We start from the raw sequence: 20545 nt of genomic DNA, 5'->3' as shown, positions 1-20545 counted from the left end.
CGAGGTACACGAACCCCCATGATCGAATACCGCAACGTCCGCGTCGCGCTCCTCGGGGCCGGCTCCGTCGGCGCCCAGGTGGCGCGACTCCTGCTCGAGCACGGCGACGAGCTCGCGTCACGGGCGGGAGCGGGGCTCGAACTCGTCGGGATCGCGGTCCGCGACGTGGACGCGCCCCGTGACGTCGACCTGCCGCGGTCGCTGTACACGACGGACGCCGAGTCGCTCATCCTCGGCGCGGACATCGTCGTCGAGCTCATCGGCGGCATCGAACCGGCCCGGACCCTCGTGCTGCAGGCGCTCGGTTCCGGCGCCGACGTCGTCACCGGCAACAAGGCGTTGCTCGCGACCCACGGCCCCGAGCTCTTCACGGCCGCCGAGCAGGTGGGCGCACAGCTCTACTACGAAGCGGCGGTCGCGGGGGCGATCCCGATCATCCGGCCGCTGCACGACTCGCTCGCGGGGGACCGCATCGACCGCATCATGGGCATCGTCAACGGCACGACGAACTTCATCCTCGACCGGATGGACCGCGAGGGCGAGAGCTTCGAGGACGCCCTCGCCACGGCCACCCGGCTCGGCTACGCGGAGGCCGACCCCACGGCGGACGTCGAGGGCTACGACGCGGCCCAGAAGGCCGCGATCCTGGCGTCCCTGGCCTTCCACACCACCGTGCCGCTGGCCGCCGTGCACCGCGAGGGCATCACCAGCGTCACGATCGAGCAGGTCCGCGCGGCCCGCAAGGCCGGCTACGTGGTCAAGATCCTCGCGCTGTGCGAGCGCCTGACCGACGCGGACGGCCGCGAGGGCGTGAGCGCACGCGTGTACCCGGCGCTCGTGCCCGAGGGGCACCCCCTGGCAGCCGTGCACGGCCCGAAGAACGCCGTCTTCGTCGAGGCCGAGGCCGCCGGCGACCTCATGTTCTACGGGGCCGGCGCGGGCGGCGTCGAGACCGCGTCGGCCGTGCTCGGCGACCTCGTGTCGGCGGCACGGCGGCACGTGATCGGCGGACCCGGTGTGGCGGAGTCGACGCAGTCGAACCTGCCGGTGTTCCCGATCGGCGTCGTCTCGACCCGGTACCAGATCACGATGCGCGTCACGGACGCCCCTGGCGTGTTGTCCACCGTGGCGGGGGTCCTCGCGCGGCACTCGGTCAGCGTCGAGACCGTCGAGCAGACCGTGGCCGGGGCTGCCCCGGCGTCGGACGCGGGCACCCCCGGGGCCACCGCTACATTGGTGATCGGCACGCACCGGGCCCGCGAGCACGACCTCGCGGCGACCGTGGTGGCACTCCGAGCCGAACCCGTCGTGGCCGCGGTCACGAGTGTCCTGAGAGTAGAGGGAGCCTGATGGCCCACCAGTGGCAGGGTGTCCTGCGCGAGTACGCCGACCGTCTCGACGTCACGGACGCGACCCCCGTCGTGAGCCTCGGCGAGGGCGGCACCCCGCTCATCCGGGCCCGCGCGCTGTCGGAGCGGACGGGCGCCGACGTGTACGTCAAGTTCGAGGGGATGAACCCGACCGGGTCCTTCAAGGACCGCGGGATGACCATGGCCATCTCGAAGGCCGTCGAGCACGGCGCTGAGGCCGTCATCTGCGCCTCGACGGGCAACACGAGCGCCTCGGCCGCCGCGTACGCCGCACATGCCGGCATCACCGCCGCCGTGCTCGTGCCCGAGGGCAAGATCGCGATGGGCAAGTTGAGCCAGGCCGTCGCGCACGACGCGCAGTTGCTGCAGGTGCAGGGGAACTTCGACGACTGCCTCGACATCGCCCGGGACCTCGCGGCGAACTACCTCGTGCACCTCGTCAACTCGGTCAACAACGACCGCATCGAGGGACAGAAGACCGCCGCGTTCGAGATCGTCGACGTCCTCGGGGACGCGCCCGACTTCCACTTCCTGCCGGTGGGCAACGCGGGCAACTACACCGCCTACGCGCGCGGCTACCGCGAGGACCTGGCCGCCGGACGGACGACCCGGCTGCCGCGCATGTTCGGTTTCCAGGCGGCAGGCGCCGCGCCGATCGTCCGTGGTGAGGTCGTCAAGCACCCGGAGACCGTCGCGAGCGCGATCCGGATCGGGAACCCGGCCTCCTGGCAGTTCGCGCTGGAGGCCCGCGAGGAGACCGACGGACACTTCGGCGCGATCGAGGACGACGCGATCCTCGCCGCGCAGCGGATCCTGTCCGCCGAGGTCGGCGTGTTCGTGGAGCCGGCGTCCGCCATCAGCGTCGCCGGACTGCTCCAGCAGGCCGAGGCCGGCGCGGTCCCGCGTGGCGCGCGGGTCGTCCTCACCGTGACCGGCCACGGTCTCAAGGACCCGCAGTGGGCGTTGCGCGGCCCCGAGGGCACCCACGTCACGCCGACGACCGTGCCCGTGGACACCGCGGCCGTGGCGGACGTGCTCGGCCTGGTCGGGGCGCCTCGGTGAGCGCGGACCGCCCCGGACACGATCGGCAGGAGACGCCGTCCGGGTCCGGCGGCGGTCTCCGAACTGCACCGGCCGGACGGACCGTCGTCGTCCGTGTCCCCGCCACCACGGCGAACCTCGGGCCCGGGTTCGACTCGCTCGGGCTCGCCCTGTCGTTGTACGACGAGGTCACGGTCCGGGTGCTGCCCGAGCCGGGGCTCGTCGTGTCGGTGTCGGGCGTCGGCGCCGGCGAGGTACCGGAGGACGAGACGAACCTGGTCGTGCGAGCGGTCCGTCACGGGTTCGCGGCAGCCGGCGTCGAGCAGCCCGGACTCGAACTCCGCGCCACGAACGCGATCCCGCACGGTCGCGGGCTCGGTTCGTCGGCGGCCGCGATCGTCGCCGGGCTCATGGCGGCGCGGGGCCTGCTCGACGGCGTCACCGAGCTCTCCGCGTCCACGATGCTCGCCGTCGCGACCGAGATGGAGGGGCATCCGGACAACGTCGCCCCGGCGCTCTTCGGTGGTCTCACGATCGCGTGGATGACACCCGACGGGCCGGCGTACAAGCGCCTCCTCGTGCACCGCGGGGTGTCACCGGTGGTGTTCGTCCCCACGTCGACGCTCTCGACCAAGCTGGCGAGGAGCCTCCAGCCCGCATCCGTGCCCCATGCCGACGCTGCCTTCAACGTGTCGCGGTCGGCGTTGCTCGTCGCCGCCCTCATCCAGAGCCCGGAGCTGCTGCTCGCGGCCACGGAGGACCGCCTCCACCAGAGCTACCGCGCGAGCGCCATGCCCGAGACCGACGGGCTGATCCGGATGCTCCGCGAGCACGAGCTCGCGGCGGTCGTCAGCGGGGCCGGACCGAGCCTCCTCGTGCTCGGGAGCGACCCGGCGCAGCGCCTCCGGGCGGCCGATCTCGTGGCGCGACACGCGCACACGTCCTGGACGCCGCTCATGCTCGCCGTCGACCTCGGAGGTGCTACAGTGGTGCCGCACCCGGCCCCAGGGGCGAATGTGCCGCTCGTCGTACCCGTCTCGAAGTGATCGCGAACAACCCGATCGCCCGCGTCTGACGTCCTGCGGATCCCCAGGGCCCGGTGCATCGGGAACCATCTCTTTCAGAAGCCGTCTCCCGATCGTCGTCTGAACGGCGGTCGTGGCGTACCCGCGCGGGGGACGGCGAATTTCTCCGCGTTCTGCGGTCCGAAAGGAAATCCATCTTGACCGACGTCACCACCGCTGCGGGCTCCGCGGCGGACACCACAGCCGACCTGCGGGCACTCCGCCTCCCGGAGCTCCAGCGCATCGCCGCCGGCCTCGGCATCGCCGGCCTCTCCAAGCTCCGCAAGGGCGACCTCATCGCCGCGATCGAGGACAAGCGCGCCGAGTCGGCACCGACCGAGGTGCACCCGACGGGCGAGCCCGAGTCGGCCACCGGCAGCGAGGCCGCCGCCGTCTCCGAGACCGCCGCGCCGGCCCGCCACGAGCACCACGACGCGGGCGCCGAGGTCACGGACAGCGCCGACCTCGCCCCGGCCGGTGCCGTCGCCACCGGTCGCGGGCGGTCGCGTCGAGCCACGAGCGGCGGCACGGTCTCGACCGAGCCCACGCCCGCCGGCACCCACGCCAACGCCGGCCACACCGGCACCGAGGACCTGCTCGCCGGACTCGACGCCGTCCGCGCCGAGCGCGACGCCCAGCAGGAGGGCACGCCGCGGCGTCGCCGCCGTGCCACCAGCCAGGACCCGGCCGCTGTGACCGAGGCCCCGACGACGACCGCCCCGGCCGACGCCGGATCCGCGGTGGAGGCCGACACCGCCGACATCGTCGAGCAGGGCGGCACCGGCTCGCCGGCCGAGCCGCAGGGCACCGACCGCCAGCCGTCCGAGCAGGCCGGCGCCGACGCTCAGGCCGACGGCCAGGGTGACGGGCAGGGCGAACGCCGCGGTCGCCGCAGCCGTGGTCGTGGGCGCAACCGTGACCGCAACGGCGCAGAGGGCCAGAACGGTGGCGGCCAGAACGCCGACGCGCAGAACGGCGCCGCGACGGCGGGCCAGAACGGCGCCGGCCAGAACGCGTCTGGCCAGAACGCGGCCGGCCAGAACGCGGCCGGCCAGAACGGTGGCGGCCAGAACGGTGGCGGCCCGAACGGTGCCGGCCGGGGTGCCGAGCAGCAGCAGGGCCGGGGCCAGCAGGAGCAGGCCCGTTCCCAGGGTGACCAGGGGCAGCAGAACGGCCAGCGCGACCAGGCCAAGGGCCAGGGCGGCAACGGTCGCGGCAGCCAGCAGGAGCAGCAGCAGGAGGAGTCCCGCTCCCGACGCCAGCGCGACCGCAAGCGCGGGCGCGGCGGTCAGGGCGACGACTTCGAGCCGGAGATCACCGAGGACGACGTCCTCATCCCGATCGCGGGCATCCTCGACGTCCTCGACAACTACGCCTTCGTGCGGACCACGGGGTACCTCGCCGGGCCGAGCGACGTGTACGTGTCCCTCGGACAGGTGAAGAAGTACCACCTGCGCAAGGGCGACGCCGTCGTGGGCGCGATCAAGCAGCCGCGCGAGAACGACCACCAGGGCCGCCAGAAGTACAACGCGCTCGTCAAGGTCGACTCCGTGAACGGCCAGACGGTCGACGAGGCCGCCGCGCGGGTCGAGTTCGGGGACCTCACCCCGCTCTACCCGCAGGAGCGCCTGCGCCTCGAGACCGAGCCGGGCAAGCTCTCGACCCGGATCATCGACCTCGTGTCGCCGATCGGCAAGGGCCAGCGCGGCCTCATCGTCTCGCCGCCGAAGGCCGGTAAGACGGTCGCGCTGCAGGCCATCGCGAACGCCATCTCGAAGAACAACCCCGAGGTCCACCTCATGGTCGTGCTCGTCGACGAGCGTCCCGAAGAGGTCACCGACATGCAGCGCACGGTCAAGGGCGAGGTCATCGCCTCGACGTTCGACCGTCCCGCCGAGGACCACACGACCGTCGCCGAGCTCGCCATCGAGCGGGCGAAGCGGCTCGTGGAGCTCGGTCACGACGTCGTCGTGCTGCTCGACTCGATCACCCGCCTCGGCCGCGCGTACAACCTCGCGACCCCGGCGTCGGGCCGGATCCTCTCCGGCGGTGTCGACTCGTCGGCGCTGTACCCGCCCAAGCGGTTCTTCGGCGCGGCACGGAACATCGAGAACGGCGGCTCGCTCACCATCCTCGCCACCGCGCTCGTCGAGACGGGGTCGAAGATGGACGAGGTGATCTTCGAGGAGTTCAAGGGCACCGGCAACATGGAGCTCCGGCTGAACCGCCACCTGGCGGACAAGCGGATCTTCCCTGCGGTCGACGTGAACGCGTCGGGCACGCGTCGCGAGGAGATGCTGCTCTCGAACGACGAGGTCAAGATCACCTGGCGGCTCCGTCGGGCGCTGGCCGGTCTCGATCCGCAGCAGGCGCTCGAGATCGTGCTGCGGAACCTGCGTGAGACGCAGTCGAACGTCGAGTTCCTCGTCCAGGTCCAGAAGTCGGTGCCCGCGACGAGCGGCCACAACGGCCACCAGGAGTAACGGGTGTTCGAGTCGGTGGCGGTGCTGCTGGCCGAACACGAGGACCTGACGCGTCAGCTGTCGGATCCCGCCGTCCACGCGGACGCGGCCAGGGCCAAGAAGATCAACCGTCGATACGCGGAGCTCAGCCAGATCACGTCGGCGTACGAGGCGTGGGAGGCGGCGGGGGAGGACCTCGCTGCCGCCCGCGAGCTCGCGCGCGAGGACGACGCGTTCGCCGAGGAGGTCCCCGCGCTCGAGGAGCACCTGCAGGCGACCCAGGAGCGTCTGCGGCGGCTCCTCATCCCGCGCGACCCGGACGACGGCCGTGACGTCATCATGGAGATCAAGGGCGGCGAGGGCGGCGCCGAGAGCGCGCTGTTCGCGGCCGACCTCCTGCGCATGTACACCCATTACGCCGAGTCCAAGGGCTGGAAGACGGAGCTCCTCGAACGCACCGAGTCCGACCTCGGTGGGTTCAAGGACGTCCAGGTGGCGATCAAGTCGAACGCGACGGACCCGTCCCAGGGCGTCTGGGCGCACCTCAAGTACGAGGGCGGCGTGCACCGCGTGCAGCGCGTGCCGGCGACCGAGTCGCAGGGCCGCATCCACACGTCGACGACCGGGGTGCTCGTGTTCCCCGAGGTCGACGAGCCCGAAGAGGTCGAGATCAACCAGAACGACCTCAAGATCGACGTGTACCGGTCCTCCGGCCCCGGCGGTCAGTCCGTGAACACGACGGACTCCGCGGTCCGCATCACGCACCTGCCGACGGGCATCGTCGTGTCGATGCAGAACGAGAAGTCGCAGCTGCAGAACCGCGAGGCCGCCATGCGCGTCCTCCGCGCGCGGATCCTCGCGCGGCAGCAGGAGGAACTCGACGCCGCGGCCTCCGACGCCCGTCGGTCGCAGATCCGCGGCATGGACCGCTCCGAGCGCATCCGGACGTACAACTTCCCCGAGAACCGGATCGCGGACCACCGCACCGGGTACAAGTCGTACGACCTCGACCGGGTCATGGACGGCGCCCTCGAGCCCGTGATCGAGTCCTGCATCCGCATGGACGAGGAGGCGCGCCTGGCCGACATCGGGGACCAGACGGCGTGAGCACCCCGGGCGGGCGCTCCGACGGGGAGGTCCGGCAGTCGACCGAGGCCGACGGCGCGTTCGCGGCGGATCGCCTCCTGCGGGAAGCGGCTGCCGCGCTGGCCGCGGCCGGTGTGCCGTCCCCGGACGTCGACGCCGAGCTGCTGCTCGCGTGGGCGACCACGACGTCGCGCGGGGCGGTGCTCGCCCGCGCGGTCACCGGCGGTCTCGTCCAGCCGGCGCACGTCGCGGCCTTCCGGCTGGCCGTGGCGCGCCGACGGATCCGCGAACCGCTGCAGCACATCACGGGCGAGGCCCACTTCCGTGCGCTGACGCTCGCGGTCGGCCCGGGGGTGTTCGTGCCCCGTCCGGAGACCGAGTCCGTCGCGCAGTTCGCGATCGACGCGGCGCGGGCCACGGCCGTCGCGGAGCCCGTCGTGGTCGACCTCGGGTCGGGGAGCGGCGCCATCGCCCTCGCGGTCGCCACCGAGGTCCCGACCGCCCGGGTCGTCGCCGTCGAGCGGTCACCCGAGGCGCTGCCCTGGACGCGCCGGAACATCGACGCCCACGGCGGGGCGGTCCGGCTCGTCGAGGGCGACCTCGCCGACGCGGTGCCCGACCTCGACGGGACCGTGCACGTCGTCGTGTCGAACCCGCCCTACGTGCCGGACGACGCCGTGCCTCGTGATCCCGAGGTCCGGGACCACGACCCGGCGGTCGCGCTCTACGGAGGCCCGGACGGTCTCGACGCCGTCCGTGCGCTCGCCCGGACGGCCCGCCGGTTGCTCGTGCCCGGCGGCGCACTCGTCGTCGAACACGCGGAGCACCAGGGGGCGGCGGTGCGCGACGTGCTCGCTGCCGAGGGGTTCCGGCGTCCGGAGACCCACCAGGACCTCACCGGGCGGGACCGCACGACCACCGCGACCCGTTAGTCCTGCTGCTCTGGGCCTCCCGACCGGCCGTGCCCGGCGACGAACGCGGCGACGGCGGCGACGAGGTCCGTCTCGGGCGTGACGTGGACGGCCGTGATGCCGACGTGCCGCGCGCCCTCGACGTTCTCGACCCGGTCGTCGGCGAAGAACGTGCGGACGGCGGGCACGCCGTGGTGACGGAGGGCGCTGCGGAAGACCTCGGGGTCGGGCTTGCGGGCACCGAAGTCGCTCGAGGTGTTCAGGTGCTCGCCGAACAGCGCGGGGAGTTCGGGTGCCCAACGCGCGATGTGCCGGGCCGCGAGGGGGCCGTTGTTCGTGAGCAGCGCGACGCGCCCGGCCCGGGCGGCGGTGCGGACGGCGTCGAGGGCGCGGGGGATCGGGGTCATCGCCGAGCCGCGGATCCGTGACCACTCCTGCTCGGGGACGCGGCACCCGAGCGCGGTCTCGAGCGCCGCGAGGTACGAGTCGCCGTCCGGCCAGTGTCCTGCCTCGGCCCGCCACTCACCCTCGTCGTTCCACCACCGTCGGCGCAGCTCGTCGAGGTCGTGCCCGGTGAGCGCCGTCATGCCCGCCATGCGGGTGCGCCAGTCGTACCGGTAGAGGACGTCGTCCATGTCGAACAGGAACAGGAGCGACGGTGCCGGGGCGGTCGCGTGCGAGGACGCGCCGGAGACAGGGTGTTGGTGGTCCACGATGCCTCCATCCTCCCGCACTATCATGGGCGGGCCATGGCCTCCCGACACGACTGCTCCGATGCTGACGGACTCCTGACCGGCATGCGGCTCGCACGGGCCGCGCTCGGTCGCGGGGAGCTCGTCGTCGTCCCCACCGACACCGTCTACGGTCTCGCGGCCGACGCCTTCTCGGCGAAGGCCGTGCAGCGACTGCTCGACGCCAAGGGCCGCACGCGGCAGTCGCCGCCACCCGTCCTCATCCCCGGGATCGCCACGCTCGACGCCCTCGCCGCCGAGGTCCCGGAGGTCGTGCGTGATCTCGTCGCGGAGTTCTGGCCGGGCGGCCTCACGGTCATCCTCCCGGCGCAGCCGTCGCTCGACTGGGACCTCGGCGAGACCCGGGGCACCGTCGCGCTGCGCATGCCGGACCAGCGCATCGCGCTCGAACTCCTGCACGAGGTCGGTCCGCTCGCGGTGTCGAGCGCCAACGCCACGGGCGTGCCCGCCGCGATGGACGTCGACGAGGCCGAGGCCATGCTCGGGGACAGCGTCGCGGTGTACCTCGACGGTGGCCGGCTCGCCCCGCACGAGGGCGTCGCGGCCTCGACCGGCTCGACCATCGTCGACGCGACCGGTCTCGCGACCGGGGGCGGGCTCCGCATCGTCCGGCACGGGGTGATCCCCGACGCCGAGATCGAGCGCGTCGCCGGTGGCGACCTCGTCACATGAGGTACTACCTGCTCGCCGGGGCCATCGCGGCCGCCGTGAGCTTCGGGCTGAGCTGGGTCGTGTGGAAGCTCGGGATGCGGTACCGGTGGTACCCGAAGGTCCGCGAGCGTGACGTCCACCGGACGCCGACCCCGCGCCTCGGCGGGATCGCGATGTTCCTCGGGATCATCGTGTCGCTGCTGTGCGCGTGGTTCGTGTTCCCGCACATCGCGGGCGTCGACTACTTCCGGCTCGTGTTCGCCGAGCCCGGTCGTGTCCTGGCGGTCCTGGCGGGCGCCACGATCATCGTCGTGCTCGGGGTCGCCGACGACATCTGGGACCTCGACTGGATGACGAAGCTCGCCGGGCAGATCATCGCGGCGGGCATCCTCGCCTGGCAGGGCGTCGCGATCGTGTCGCTCCCGATCGGCAACTCGCTCACGGTCGGCTCGAGCTACATGTCGCTCATCTTCACGGTGCTCGCGGTGGTCCTCGTCATGAACGCCGTCAACTTCATCGACGGTCTCGACGGGCTGGTCGCGGGCGTCGCGATCATCGGCGGCGGCGTGTTCTTCCTGTACAGCTTCTTCGTGAACCGCATCGTCGTGCAGACCGAGTTCTTCTTCAACCTGCCGTCCCTCCTGACCGCGGTCCTCGTCGGTGCCTGCTTCGGCTTCCTGCTGCTCAACTGGCATCCCGCCAAGCTGTTCATGGGTGACGCCGGAGCGCTGCTCGTCGGGTTCCTCATGGCGACGAGCGCGGTGTCGCTCACGGGCAACATCGACCCCGCGGCGGTGCACACGCGGACGCAGCTGCTCCCGGTGTTCATCCCGATCCTGCTGCCGTTCGCGATCCTCGTCGTGCCCATGCTCGACTTCGGACTCGCGGTGTTCCGCCGGGTGAGCGCGGGGAAGTCCCCGTTCTCGGCCGACCGCAAGCACCTCCACCACCGGCTGCTGGACATGGGACACTCGCACTTCCACGCGGTGCTCATCTTCTACGGCTGGACCGCCGTCGTGGCCGTCGGAGGCCTGCTGTTCCTGTTCCTGCCCTGGTACTGGGTGCTCGCGTTCGTGACGGTCGGTTTCCTCGTGTGCGCCGTCGTCACGTTCGCGCCCCTCGGCAGGAAACGCGCCGAGATCGTCGCCCAGAGCGCGGCGGGTGGCGAGGTCCCGGTCGACCCGGCCCTCGATCCCCTCGACCGCGCCGCGTCCCGCCGCGACGGCGCCCGCACCATCCCGGACGCGGCGCCATCGCCGCGCCGACCGACCACCGGAGAGTCCCGCTGATGAGCACCCCCGCGCCGAACGCGCTCGACCACGTCCGCCCCGTCTTCCGCCGGATCCTCGTCCAGGGAGCCGTGCTCGCGGTCGTCCTCGCCGTCGTCGGCGGCGTCGTCGGGCTCCTCGTCGCGGGTGGTCCCGGCCTGGCCGGTGGTCTCGTCGGCGCCGTGATGAGCGTGGTGTTCCTGGGCCTGACGGCCGCGAGCGTGCTCGTCGCGCTCCGGGTCTCCCGCGGGCAGATGATCAGCGGTGCCTTCTTTGGCATCGTGATGGGTACCTGGCTCGTCAAGTTCATCCTGTTCGTGGTGATCCTCGCCGTCCTGCGGGACCAGGACTGGGTGGACCGCGTCGTCATGGCGATCGCGATCATCGTCGGCATCGTCGGGAGCCTCGTCATCGACGTCTCGGCGGTCGCGCGGGCTCGTGTGCCCATCGACGTGCCGCTGCCGGGAGACCGCGACGGCCGGTCGGACCCTCGCGCCTGAGAGACCGAGAAGGCTCCCACACCTGATAGGCTTCTGGAAGTCCGTGTCGCCGAGCCCCGTTGCTCCGATCGGATCGCCTCCACTCAGTCCACCTCCGCGTGCTCATTGCGCGCTCGACACAGGAGACAGCGCTGCTATCCCACGCTCTTCCCCTGTCCCTCACCGCTGCGGGTTCGACCGTCGCGGCGGGGAGCAGTGACGCCGCGACGTTCCAGGGTCCCTCGATCAACGAGTTCTTCCCCGACCCGATCTTCTTCGCGGGGACCCCGATCGAGATCGACCGGCTCGTCATCATCCGGTTCATCGCGGTCGCTGTGCTGCTCGTGTTCGCCTTCGCCGGGACCCGGGCGCTCAAGCTCGTCCCGAACCGTGGGCAGGCGATGATCGAGTACGGCTTCGACGTCGTGCGGCGCAACGCGTTCGACAACCTGGGCGAGCGCGAGGGTCGGCGTTACCTGCCGCTGCTCGCCTCGATCTTCTTCGGCGTGCTGTTCATGAACCTCAGCGGACTCATCCCGGGTCTCAACCTGCAGGGCACCAGCCGCATCGCGATGCCGGCATTGCTCGCGGTGATCGCCTACATCGCGTTCATCTACGCCGGACTCCGGAAGCACGCCGGGACGTTCCTCCGGAACGCGCTGTTCCCGCCCGGTGTGCCCTGGTACCTGTACGTCATCGTGACGCCGATCGAGTTCGTCTCGACGTTCGTGCTCCGGCCGATCACGCTCACGCTGCGACTCCTCATGAACATGGTCGTCGGGCACCTCCTGCTCGTCCTGTTCTTCTCGGCGACCTGGTTCTTCTTCACGGAGTCGCACGGCCTGTTCAAGGTCTTCGGGATCGGGACGCTCGCGTTCGGGATCGCGTTCAGCTTCTTCGAGATCCTGGTGGCGCTCCTCCAGGCCTACGTCTTCATGCTCCTCACCGCTGTGTACATCCAGCTCGCGCTGGCTGACGAGCACTAACGAACCTCACTCCGGTCCCGGCGTCCGCCGGGACCGACCCCCAGGAAGGAAAACACGTGGACGCAACGACCGTTCTCGCGGCAATCAACGGCAACATCGCGACGGTTGGCTACGGCCTCGCGGCGATCGGCCCGGCCATCGGCGTCGGCATCGTGGTGGGCAAGACGATCGAGTCGGTCGCCCGCCAGCCCGAGCTCCAGGGCCGCCTGACGACCCTGATGTACATCGGTATCGCCTTCACCGAGGCGCTCGCCTTCATCGGCATCGCCACGTACTACATCTTCGCGTAAGGCTCCCGATGCAGAACGCACTGATCACCGCGGCCGGGGAGACGCACAACCCGCTCCTCCCCGAGACGTATGACATCCTCTGGTCGCTCGTCGCGTTCATCATCATCTTCATCGTGTTCTGGCGTGTCGTCACGCCGCGCATCACGAAGATGCTCGACGAGCGCACGGAGGCCATCGAGGGCGGCATCAAGAAGGCCGAGGCAGCCCAGCAGCAGGCCGTCGCCGCGCTCGACGAGTACAACAAGCAGCTCGCCGACGCCCGTGCCGAGGCCGCGCGCATCCGTGAGCAGGCCCGTGCCGACGCGACCGCGATCGGCAACGAGGTCCGCGAGCAGGCCGCGGCCGACGCCGCTCGTATCACCGCGAACGCGCAGGCCCAGATCGAGGCCGAGCGTGCGAGCGCCGTGCAGTCGCTGCGCTCCGAGGTCGGATCGCTCGCGATCGACCTCGCGTCCGGTGTCATCGGCGAGTCCCTCAAGGACGACGCGAAGGCCGCCGCGGTGGTCGATCGGTTCCTCGCCGACCTCGAGGCGTCGTCCGCGCGGTCCGAGGCCGGAACGGAGCACTGAGGATGCGCAGCGCCACCAGGACCGCACTCGAGGCCGTCCGCGAGACCCTCGCGGAGCTCGGAGACGCCGCGGACCTGTCCGCCGGTGTCGAGATCCTCTCGGCGGGCCGGACCATCGCCGGCGCTCCCCAGCTCCTCGGTGTGTTCGGCGACGCCACGGCGGACGCCGACGGCAAGCGTGCGCTCGTCCAGCGGGTGTTCGCCTCGCGCTCGGACGCGGTCCGCGCGGTGCTCTCGGCGGTCGTCGCGGAGCGGTGGTCGTCGCACCTGGACCTCCTCGCGGGCATCGAGGACGCGGGCATCCGCGCTCTCGCGCGCAGTGCCGGACCCGAGACGTCGATCGAGCGCGAGCTCTTCACGTTCGAGACCGCCGTCCGTTCCGATGCCGACCTCGAGCTCGCACTCGGCACGAAGCTCGGGAGCCCCGAGCAGAAGGCGGCACTGGTGGAGCGACTGCTCGACGGCAAGGCCTCGGCGCAGACCATCGCGATCCTGTCGGCCCTCGTGCAGCAGCCGCGCGGTCGCCGGATCGGTGAGATCGTGCGGGCCGCGTCCGAGATCGTCGCCGCGGAGGCGGACCAGGTCGTCGCCGTGGTGATCAGCGCCGCACCGCTCGAGCACGAGCAGCGGGATCGCCTCGGCCGGACGCTCGCCAACCGGTACGGGCGCACGATCAACTTGAACGAGGTCGTGGACCCCACCGTCGTCGGCGGCATCCGGGTCCAGGTCGGCGGCGACGTCATCGACGGCACCGTCAACACGCGGCTCCAGCAGTTGCGCCTCGAGTTCGCCGGTTGAGCACGAGGTCGGGGGCAGGACGTACCCTCGACACCACACGGTCAGCAGCAACGCGTCCGAGATGAACCAGGGTGGGGCCGTCGAGGTCCGACTCGAACGGGCACACACACCTCGGGGCCATCGGTCTCGAAAACCAACAAGGAATATCCCCATGGCAGACATCACCATCAGCCCCGATGAGATCCGTGATGCCCTGAAGGACTTCGTCTCGAACTACGAGCCGACGAAGGCCTCCACGGCCGAGGTCGGTCACGTGATCGACGCAGCCGACGGCATCGCCCACGTCGAGGGCCTCCCCGGCGTCATGGCCAACGAGCTGATCCGCTTCGCGGACGGCACGCTCGGCCTCGCGCAGAACCTCGACGAGGACGAGATCGGCGTCATCGTGCTCGGCGAGTTCGCCGGCGTCGAAGAGGGCCAGGAAGTCACCCGCACCGGCGAGGTGCTCTCCGTCCCCGTCGGCGACGGGTACCTCGGGCGCGTCGTGGACCCGCTCGGCACCCCGCTCGACGGCCTCGGCGAGATCGCGTCGGAGGGCCGCCGCGCCCTCGAGCTCCAGGCTCCGGGCGTCATGGCCCGCAAGTCGGTGCACGAGCCGATGCAGACCGGCATCAAGGCCATCGACGCCATGATCCCGATCGGCCGCGGTCAGCGTCAGCTCATCATCGGCGACCGCCAGACCGGCAAGACGGCCATCGCGATCGACACGATCATCAATCAGAAGGCCAACTGGGAGTCCGGCGACGTCGACAAGCAGGTGCGCTGCATCTACGTCGCGATCGGCCAGAAGGGTTCGACGATCGCCTCCGTCAAGGGTGCGCTCGAGGACGCCGGCGCGATGGAGTACACCACCATCGTCGCCGCCCCCGCCTCCGACCCCGCGGGCTTCAAGTACCTCGCCCCGTACACCGGCTCGGCCATCGGTCAGCACTGGATGTACGGCGGCAAGCACGTCCTCATCATCTTCGACGACCTGTCGAAGCAGGCCGAGGCCTACCGCGCGGTGTCCCTCCTCCTCCGTCGTCCGCCGGGGCGCGAGGCCTACCCGGGTGACGTCTTCTACCTGCACTCCCGGCTCCTCGAGCGTTGCGCGAAGCTGTCCGACGAGCTCGGTGCCGGTTCGATGACGGGCCTGCCGATCATCGAGACCCGTGCCAACGACGTCTCGGCCTACATCCCGACGAACGTGATCTCGATCACGGACGGCCAGATCTTCCTGCAGTCGGACCTGTTCAACGCGAACCAGCGTCCGGCGGTCGACGTGGGCATCTCGGTGTCGCGCGTCGGGGGCGACGCCCAGGTCAAGTCGATCAAGAAGGTCTCCGGGACGCTCAAGCTCGAACTCGCCCAGTACCGGGCGCTCGAGGCCTTCGCGATGTTCGCTTCGGACCTCGACCAGGCCTCGCGTCGTCAGCTCGACCGCGGAGCCCGGCTCACCGAGCTCCTCAAGCAGCCGCAGTACTCGCCGTACCCCGTCGAGGACCAGGTCGTCTCGATCTGGGCCGGCACCAACGGCAAGCTCGACGAGGTCCCGGTGTCGGACGTCCTCCGGTTCGAGGCCGAGTTGCTCGACCACCTGAAGCGCAACACGTCGATCCTCGACACGCTGCGCGAGACGAACGTCCTCGACGACGACACGATCTCGGCGCTCGGTGCGGCGATCGACGACTTCAAGAAGGGGTTCCAGACGGGCGAGGGCAAGACGCTCGCCTCGGTCGGGAACGAGCAGTTCGCCGCAGCGGACGCCGACGACGTCGATCAGGAGCAGATCGTCCGCGGACGCCGCTGACCTCCGGGTCCGCGCGTCCTGACGATCTCCACCTCCCGAACAAGAACGGACAGCAATGGGAGCACAACTCCGGGTCTACCGGCAGCGCATCCGCTCGGCGCAGACGACCAAGAAGGTCACGCGCGCCATGGAGCTGATCTCCGCGTCGCGGATCCAGAAGGCGCAGGCCCGCATGGCCGCGTCCGGCCCGTACTCGCGGGCCGTGACGCGTGCCGTGTCCGCCGTGGCCACCTTCTCGAACGTCGAGCACGTGCTGACGACCGAACCGGCCAGCTCGACGCGTGCCGCGATCGTCGTGTTCACGTCGGACCGCGGGCTGAACGGTGCGTTCAGCTCGAACGTGCTGAAGCAGACCGAGGAGCTCGCGTCGCTGCTGCGCAGCGAGGGCAAGGACGTCGTCTACTACCTCGTGGGCCGGAAGTCGGTCGGGTACTTCTCGTTCCGCCAGCGTGACTCGGAGCGGCAGTGGATCGGCGGCACGGACCAGCCGTCCTTCTCGACGGCCAAGGAGATCGGCGACGCGGTCGTCGGCAAGTTCCTGCAGGAGACGTCCGAGGGCGGTGTGGACGAGATCCACATCGTGTTCAACCGGTTCGTGAGCCTCGTGACCCAGGAGCCGCAGGTCGTGCGACTGCTGCCGCTCGAGGTGGTCGAGGGAGTCGACGCTCCGGCGGACGACGCTCCGCTCCCGCTGTACGAGTTCGAGCCGGACGCGGACGCCGTCCTCGACGCCCTGTTGCCCGTCTACATCGAAAGCCGCATCTTCAACGCGATGCTGCAGTCCGCCGCCTCGGAGCACGCTGCTCGCCAGCGCGCGATGAAGTCCGCCAGTGACAACGCGGACTCGCTGATCCGCGACTTCACGCGGCTCGCGAACAACGCGCGTCAGGCCGAGATCACCCAGCAGATCTCCGAGATCGTCGGCGGTGCCGACGCGCTCTCCGGCACCAAGAAGTAACCCCACCAGGGTCAGAAACCACCCCCAGGAAGGCACCAGCCATGACCGACACCGCCACCATCGCGGTCGAGTCGTCGTCGGCACCCGGCGTCGGCCGGATCGCCCGCGTCACGGGCCCCGTCGTCGACATCGAGTTCCCGCACGACGCGATCCCCGACATCTACAACGCGCTCCACACGACGATCACGCTCGGCGAGAACCAGCAGGAGATCACGCTCGAGGTCGCCCAGCACCTCGGCGACGACCTGGTGCGCGCGATCGCCCTCAAGCCGACGGACGGCCTCGTCCGCGGCCAGGAGGTCCGCGACACCGGTGCGCCGATCTCGGTGCCGGTCGGTGACGTCACCAAGGGCAAGGTGTTCGACGTCACGGGGAACATCCTCAACGCCCAGCCCGGTGAGCACATCGAGATCACCGAGCGCTGGCCCATCCACCGCAAGGCCCCGGCGTTCGCCCAGCTCGAGTCGAAGACCACGATGTTCGAGACGGGCATCAAGGTCATCGACCTCCTCACCCCGTACGTGCAGGGTGGCAAGATCGGCCTGTTCGGTGGTGCGGGTGTCGGCAAGACCGTCCTCATCCAGGAGATGATCCAGCGCGTCGCCCAGGACCACGGCGGTGTGTCGGTGTTCGCGGGCGTCGGTGAGCGCACCCGTGAGGGCAACGACCTCATCGGCGAGATGGACGAGGCCGGGGTCTTCGACAAGACCGCCCTGGTGTTCGGCCAGATGGACGAGCCGCCGGGAACGCGCCTCCGCGTGGCGCTGTCGGCCCTGACCATGGCCGAGTACTTCCGCGACGTCCAGCGGCAGGACGTGCTGCTGTTCATCGACAACATCTTCCGCTTCACGCAGGCGGGCTCCGAGGTCTCGACGCTGCTCGGTCGCATGCCGTCCGCGGTGGGCTACCAGCCGAACCTCGCCGACGAGATGGGTGTGCTCCAGGAGCGCATCACCTCGACGCGGGGCCACTCGATCACCTCGCTCCAGGCGATCTACGTGCCGGCCGACGACTACACCGACCCGGCGCCGGCCACGACGTTCGCACACCTCGACGCGACGACGGAGCTCTCGCGTGAGATCGCGTCGCAGGGCCTGTACCCGGCGGTCGACCCGCTCGCGTCGACCTCGCGCATCCTCGACCCGCGCTACCTGGGCCAGGACCACTACGAGACCGCGACCCGCGTCAAGCAGATCCTCCAGAAGAACAAGGAGCTGCAGGAGATCATCGCGATCCTCGGTGTGGACGAGCTCTCCGAAGAGGACAAGATCACCGTCGAGCGTGCTCGTCGGATCCAGCAGTTCCTCTCGCAGAACACCTACATGGCGAAGAAGTTCACGGGCGTCGAGGGCTCCACCGTCCCGCTCAAGGACACGATCGAGTCGTTCCGCGCCATCGCGGACGGCGAGTTCGACCACGTCGCCGTGCAGGCGTTCTTCAACGTCGGTGCGATCTCCGACGTCGAGGAGAAGTGGGCGCAGATCCAGAAGGAGAACCGCTGATCATGGCCGGTCTCACCGTGAGCGTCGTGTCGGCCGACCAAGAGGTCTGGACGGGCGACGCCACCATGGTCGTGGCCCGGACGACCGAGGGGCAGATCGGTGTCCTCGCGGGGCACGAGCCCATGCTCGCCATCCTCGCGCAGGGGCAGGTGCGGATCTCGCGCGCCGACGGGAGCACCGTCCACGCGGACGCCGAAGACGGCTTCCTGTCGGTCGAACACGACACCGTCACGATCGTGGCGCGCCAGGCCGCCCTCGCGTCCACCGGAGGACGGGCCTGAGCGGACTGACGATCCTCCTCCCGCCGTCGGAGACCAAGCGGGAGGGCGGTGACGACACGCGCCCCTTCGACCTCGGTGCGCTGTCGTTCCCAGAACTGACCAGTGAGCGGGTCGCGGTGATCGCCGCGGCCCGCTCCGTCAGTTCTGACGACGAGTCGGCGCGGTACGCGCTGCGACTCGGTCCGCGATCCGTGGGGGAGCGTCTCCGCAACCTCTCCCTGGAGGGTGCGCCGACCCTCCCGGCCGTGGAGCGGTACACGGGTGTCCTGTACGACCCACTCGACGCGTCCTCCGCGCCGCCGGCGGTCCGCGAGTGGTGGCAGCGACACGTGATCGTGCAGTCCGCGATGTTCGGTCCCATCGCGGCTGGTGATCCGATCCCGGCCTACCGCCTGTCCCACGACGCGCGGCTGGGGAACCTCCGCCTGGGGAGCGTGTGGCCGGGGTCGACCGCGCGGGCGCTCGGATCGCGCGGAGTCGACGGCGTCGTGCTCGACCTCCGTTCCGAGGGGTACCGTGCGCTCGGGCCGGTGTCCGGATCGGTCCGGCTCCGCGTCGTGTCGGAGGGAACGGACGGCCGTCGCCGCGCGCTGAACCACTGGAACAAGACCGCGAAGGGCCGGCTCGTCTCCGCACTCGGTCGGGCTCAGATCGAGCCGGGGTCCATGTCGGACCTCGCCGACTGGGCTCGGACGGTCGGGATCGGGCTCGATCGGACGTCCGACGGATGGGACCTCGTGGCGGAGACCCTCGAACCCGCGACAGTGTGACGAGTGCCGCCCTCGCGGGCAGGGGAGCACGGTCGACTACGGTGGAACGACCGATCCGGGGAGGTGGACATGGGCGAGGACGACGACACCATCCTTGGACGTCCGGTGACGCGGCCGTCCCCGCCGCATCCCCACGTGCGGCACGCCCGTGACGACGGCGGTCCGGCGCGGCCCACGGCAGGGTCGACCACGACCGGGTCGCCGCATCCGGGCACCGACGGCGTCGAGTCCGGGCGCGTCCCGGCGATCCGGGTCGGCGAACAGGTCGTCCGGCTCGACCGGCCGGTGGTCATCGGTCGTCGTCCCGCACCACCGCGGGTGCCGCTCACCGCACGGCCGCTGCTCGTCACCGTGCCCTCCCGGCACGGTGAGGTCTCGGGCTCGCACCTCGCCGTCCGCGCTGAGGGAACCGCCGTCGTCGTGGAGGACCTCGCGTCCACGAACGGCACGGTCGTGCGTGCGCCCGGTGCCCGTCCGTTCCGCATGCCCTCCGGTGCCGCGATCGTCGTGCTCACCGGTACGGTGGTGGACATCGGGGACGGCAACACCGTCGAGATCCTGTCCCGTCACCTCCGCATCCCGGAAGCGACCCGCGGCGGTCTGGCCGGTGACCCCCTCGACCTCCCACCGATCCCACGACACCACGACTGAGAGCGACCCACCCGTGACGGAACTCGGCCGACCGACGTCGGCGCACTCCCTGGCCCTGCCCGGTGCGGACGGCGGTGCCCTCACGCTCTCGTGGGGGGCCGCGACCGACGTCGGTCGGCGTCGCGACCACAACGAGGACAGCTACCTCGTCGAGTCGCCGTTCTTCGTCGTGGCGGACGGCATGGGCGGCCACCTCGCGGGGGACCGGGCGAGCGACGCGGTGGTCCGTCGTCTCGGGGCGCTCCGCGACGTCTTCGCCTCGGAGGACGCGATCCAGGCCGCGCTCGTGCGCGCGACGTCGGACATCGAGCGCGCGGCCGGGGGCAACGCGATCGGTGCCGGCACCACCGTGACGGGCGTCGCGATCATCGCGGCAGGGGGCGTCCCCGCGGCGCTCGTGTTCAATGTCGGGGACTCGCGGACCTACCGTGTCGAGAACGGCGCGATGCGACGGGTGACCGTCGACCACTCTGTGGTCCAGGAGATGGTGGATGCCGGGCTGCTCCGCGCCGAGGACGCCGAGTCTCACCCGGACAGCAACGTCATCACGCGCGCGGTCGGGTTCGGCGAGACGCCGGAGCCCGACTTCTGGACGCTGCCGCTGCACGCGGGTGACCGCTACATCATCTGCTCCGACGGTCTCACGAAGGAGATCGGCGACGTGGGGATCTCCCGGATCGCGGCGAAGGTGGACGACCCGCAGCAGCTCGCCGAGCGCCTGGTGGGTGACGCGATCGTCGCCGGTGGCCGCGACAACGTGACGGTCGTGGTCCTGCAGGTCGACGCCGCGCCGCACGCCGACGACGTCGAGGACACGCTGCCCCGCCACCGGTCCGCCTGAGGTCCGTCACCACCCCCGAACTGGGGT

Annotated in this window: 21 protein-coding genes; 20 read left to right on the top strand and 1 reads right to left on the bottom strand. The window is 70.9% G+C overall.

Annotated elements, in window-relative coordinates:
- The first annotated feature begins 18 nt into the window (after window positions 1-18).
- From DEI86_RS03720 to prmC, 6 genes are all read left to right on the top strand, one after another.
- Window positions 19-1350 (top strand): homoserine dehydrogenase, encoded by a 1332-nt coding sequence (locus DEI86_RS03720; protein WP_111009205.1) that lies wholly within the window; start codon window positions 19-21, stop codon window positions 1348-1350.
- Window positions 1350-2432: a threonine synthase gene (gene thrC, locus DEI86_RS03715; protein ID WP_111048839.1), complete on the top strand. Its 1083-nt coding sequence runs from the start codon at window positions 1350-1352 to the stop codon at window positions 2430-2432. Before DEI86_RS03720 ends, thrC begins: the two co-directional genes overlap by 1 nt.
- Window positions 2429-3457 (top strand): homoserine kinase, encoded by a 1029-nt coding sequence (gene thrB, locus DEI86_RS03710; protein ID WP_111025668.1) that lies wholly within the window; start codon window positions 2429-2431, stop codon window positions 3455-3457. The genes thrC and thrB overlap by 4 nt, the downstream gene beginning before the upstream one ends.
- Window positions 3458-3633: 176 nt before the next feature.
- A complete protein-coding gene (gene rho / locus DEI86_RS03705) occupies window positions 3634-5958 on the top strand; it encodes a transcription termination factor Rho (RefSeq protein WP_111048838.1) in 2325 nt (774 codons plus the stop codon).
- 3 nt (window positions 5959-5961) lie between these two features.
- Window positions 5962-7044 (top strand): peptide chain release factor 1, encoded by a 1083-nt coding sequence (gene prfA / locus DEI86_RS03700; RefSeq protein WP_111009201.1) that lies wholly within the window; start codon window positions 5962-5964, stop codon window positions 7042-7044.
- 77 nt (window positions 7045-7121) lie between these two features.
- A complete protein-coding gene (gene prmC / locus DEI86_RS03695; protein ID WP_181435107.1) occupies window positions 7122-7955 on the top strand; it encodes a peptide chain release factor N(5)-glutamine methyltransferase in 834 nt (277 codons plus the stop codon).
- Here the strand turns inward: prmC and DEI86_RS03690 are convergent.
- Window positions 7952-8647 (bottom strand): HAD family phosphatase, encoded by a 696-nt coding sequence (locus DEI86_RS03690; RefSeq protein ID WP_258370144.1) that lies wholly within the window; start codon window positions 8645-8647, stop codon window positions 7952-7954. The two genes, prmC and DEI86_RS03690, sit on opposite strands and share 4 nt — an antisense overlap.
- 36 nt (window positions 8648-8683) lie before the next feature.
- Between DEI86_RS03690 and DEI86_RS03685 the strand changes: the two genes are divergently transcribed.
- The 14 genes from DEI86_RS03685 to DEI86_RS03620 all read left to right on the top strand — a co-directional run bounded on the left by DEI86_RS03685 (window position 8684) and on the right by DEI86_RS03620 (window position 20518).
- A complete protein-coding gene (locus DEI86_RS03685; protein ID WP_111009198.1) occupies window positions 8684-9358 on the top strand; it encodes an L-threonylcarbamoyladenylate synthase in 675 nt (224 codons plus the stop codon).
- A complete protein-coding gene (locus DEI86_RS03680; protein ID WP_111013227.1) occupies window positions 9355-10626 on the top strand; it encodes an MraY family glycosyltransferase in 1272 nt (423 codons plus the stop codon). Before DEI86_RS03685 ends, DEI86_RS03680 begins: the two co-directional genes overlap by 4 nt.
- Window positions 10626-11105, top strand: coding sequence for a hypothetical protein (locus tag DEI86_RS03675; protein ID WP_111013228.1), 480 nt, complete (start codon window positions 10626-10628; stop codon window positions 11103-11105). Before DEI86_RS03680 ends, DEI86_RS03675 begins: the two co-directional genes overlap by 1 nt.
- A 104-nt stretch (window positions 11106-11209) precedes the next feature.
- The gene (gene atpB, locus DEI86_RS03670) at window positions 11210-12070 is read left to right on the top strand and encodes a F0F1 ATP synthase subunit A (RefSeq protein ID WP_111013381.1); all 861 of its coding nucleotides are present in this window, start codon (window positions 11210-11212) and stop codon (window positions 12068-12070) included.
- Between the two features lie 56 nt (window positions 12071-12126).
- Entirely contained in the window at window positions 12127-12360 is a 234-nt protein-coding gene (gene atpE / locus DEI86_RS03665) for an ATP synthase F0 subunit C (protein ID WP_092096151.1), read from the top strand.
- 8 nt (window positions 12361-12368) lie between these two features.
- Window positions 12369-12929 (top strand): F0F1 ATP synthase subunit B, encoded by a 561-nt coding sequence (locus DEI86_RS03660; protein ID WP_111009195.1) that lies wholly within the window; start codon window positions 12369-12371, stop codon window positions 12927-12929.
- Between the two features lie 2 nt (window positions 12930-12931).
- Window positions 12932-13726 carry a F0F1 ATP synthase subunit delta gene (locus DEI86_RS03655; RefSeq protein WP_111048836.1) on the top strand — a complete coding sequence of 265 codons (795 nt, stop codon included), beginning with the start codon at window positions 12932-12934 and terminating at the stop codon, window positions 13724-13726.
- Between the two features lie 151 nt (window positions 13727-13877).
- Window positions 13878-15515, top strand: a complete 1638-nt coding sequence (gene atpA / locus DEI86_RS03650) for a F0F1 ATP synthase subunit alpha (RefSeq protein ID WP_111009193.1) — start codon at window positions 13878-13880, stop codon at window positions 15513-15515.
- Between the two features lie 55 nt (window positions 15516-15570).
- On the top strand, window positions 15571-16473 hold the full coding sequence (locus tag DEI86_RS03645) for a F0F1 ATP synthase subunit gamma (protein ID WP_111013230.1): 903 nt from the start codon (window positions 15571-15573) through the stop codon (window positions 16471-16473).
- Window positions 16474-16514: 41 nt separating this feature from the next.
- The gene (gene atpD, locus DEI86_RS03640; protein ID WP_111048835.1) at window positions 16515-17975 is read left to right on the top strand and encodes a F0F1 ATP synthase subunit beta; all 1461 of its coding nucleotides are present in this window, start codon (window positions 16515-16517) and stop codon (window positions 17973-17975) included.
- A 2-nt stretch (window positions 17976-17977) separates the two neighbouring features.
- Window positions 17978-18256: a F0F1 ATP synthase subunit epsilon gene (locus DEI86_RS03635; RefSeq protein WP_111009190.1), complete on the top strand. Its 279-nt coding sequence runs from the start codon at window positions 17978-17980 to the stop codon at window positions 18254-18256.
- Window positions 18253-19026 carry a YaaA family protein gene (locus DEI86_RS03630; RefSeq protein ID WP_111013382.1) on the top strand — a complete coding sequence of 258 codons (774 nt, stop codon included), beginning with the start codon at window positions 18253-18255 and terminating at the stop codon, window positions 19024-19026. The genes DEI86_RS03635 and DEI86_RS03630 overlap by 4 nt, the downstream gene beginning before the upstream one ends.
- A 69-nt stretch (window positions 19027-19095) precedes the next feature.
- Entirely contained in the window at window positions 19096-19677 is a 582-nt protein-coding gene (locus DEI86_RS03625) for an FHA domain-containing protein (RefSeq protein WP_111025662.1), read from the top strand.
- 13 nt (window positions 19678-19690) lie between these two features.
- Window positions 19691-20518, top strand: coding sequence for a PP2C family serine/threonine-protein phosphatase (locus DEI86_RS03620; RefSeq protein ID WP_111009188.1), 828 nt, complete (start codon window positions 19691-19693; stop codon window positions 20516-20518).
- Window positions 20519-20545 lie beyond the last annotated feature (27 nt).

The organism is Curtobacterium sp. MCBD17_028 (genome assembly GCF_003234875.1).
GTDB lineage: Bacteria > Actinomycetota > Actinomycetes > Actinomycetales > Microbacteriaceae > Curtobacterium.
Note: the sequence above shows the minus strand (reverse complement) of the source record. Positions and strands in the feature narration are given on the sequence as shown.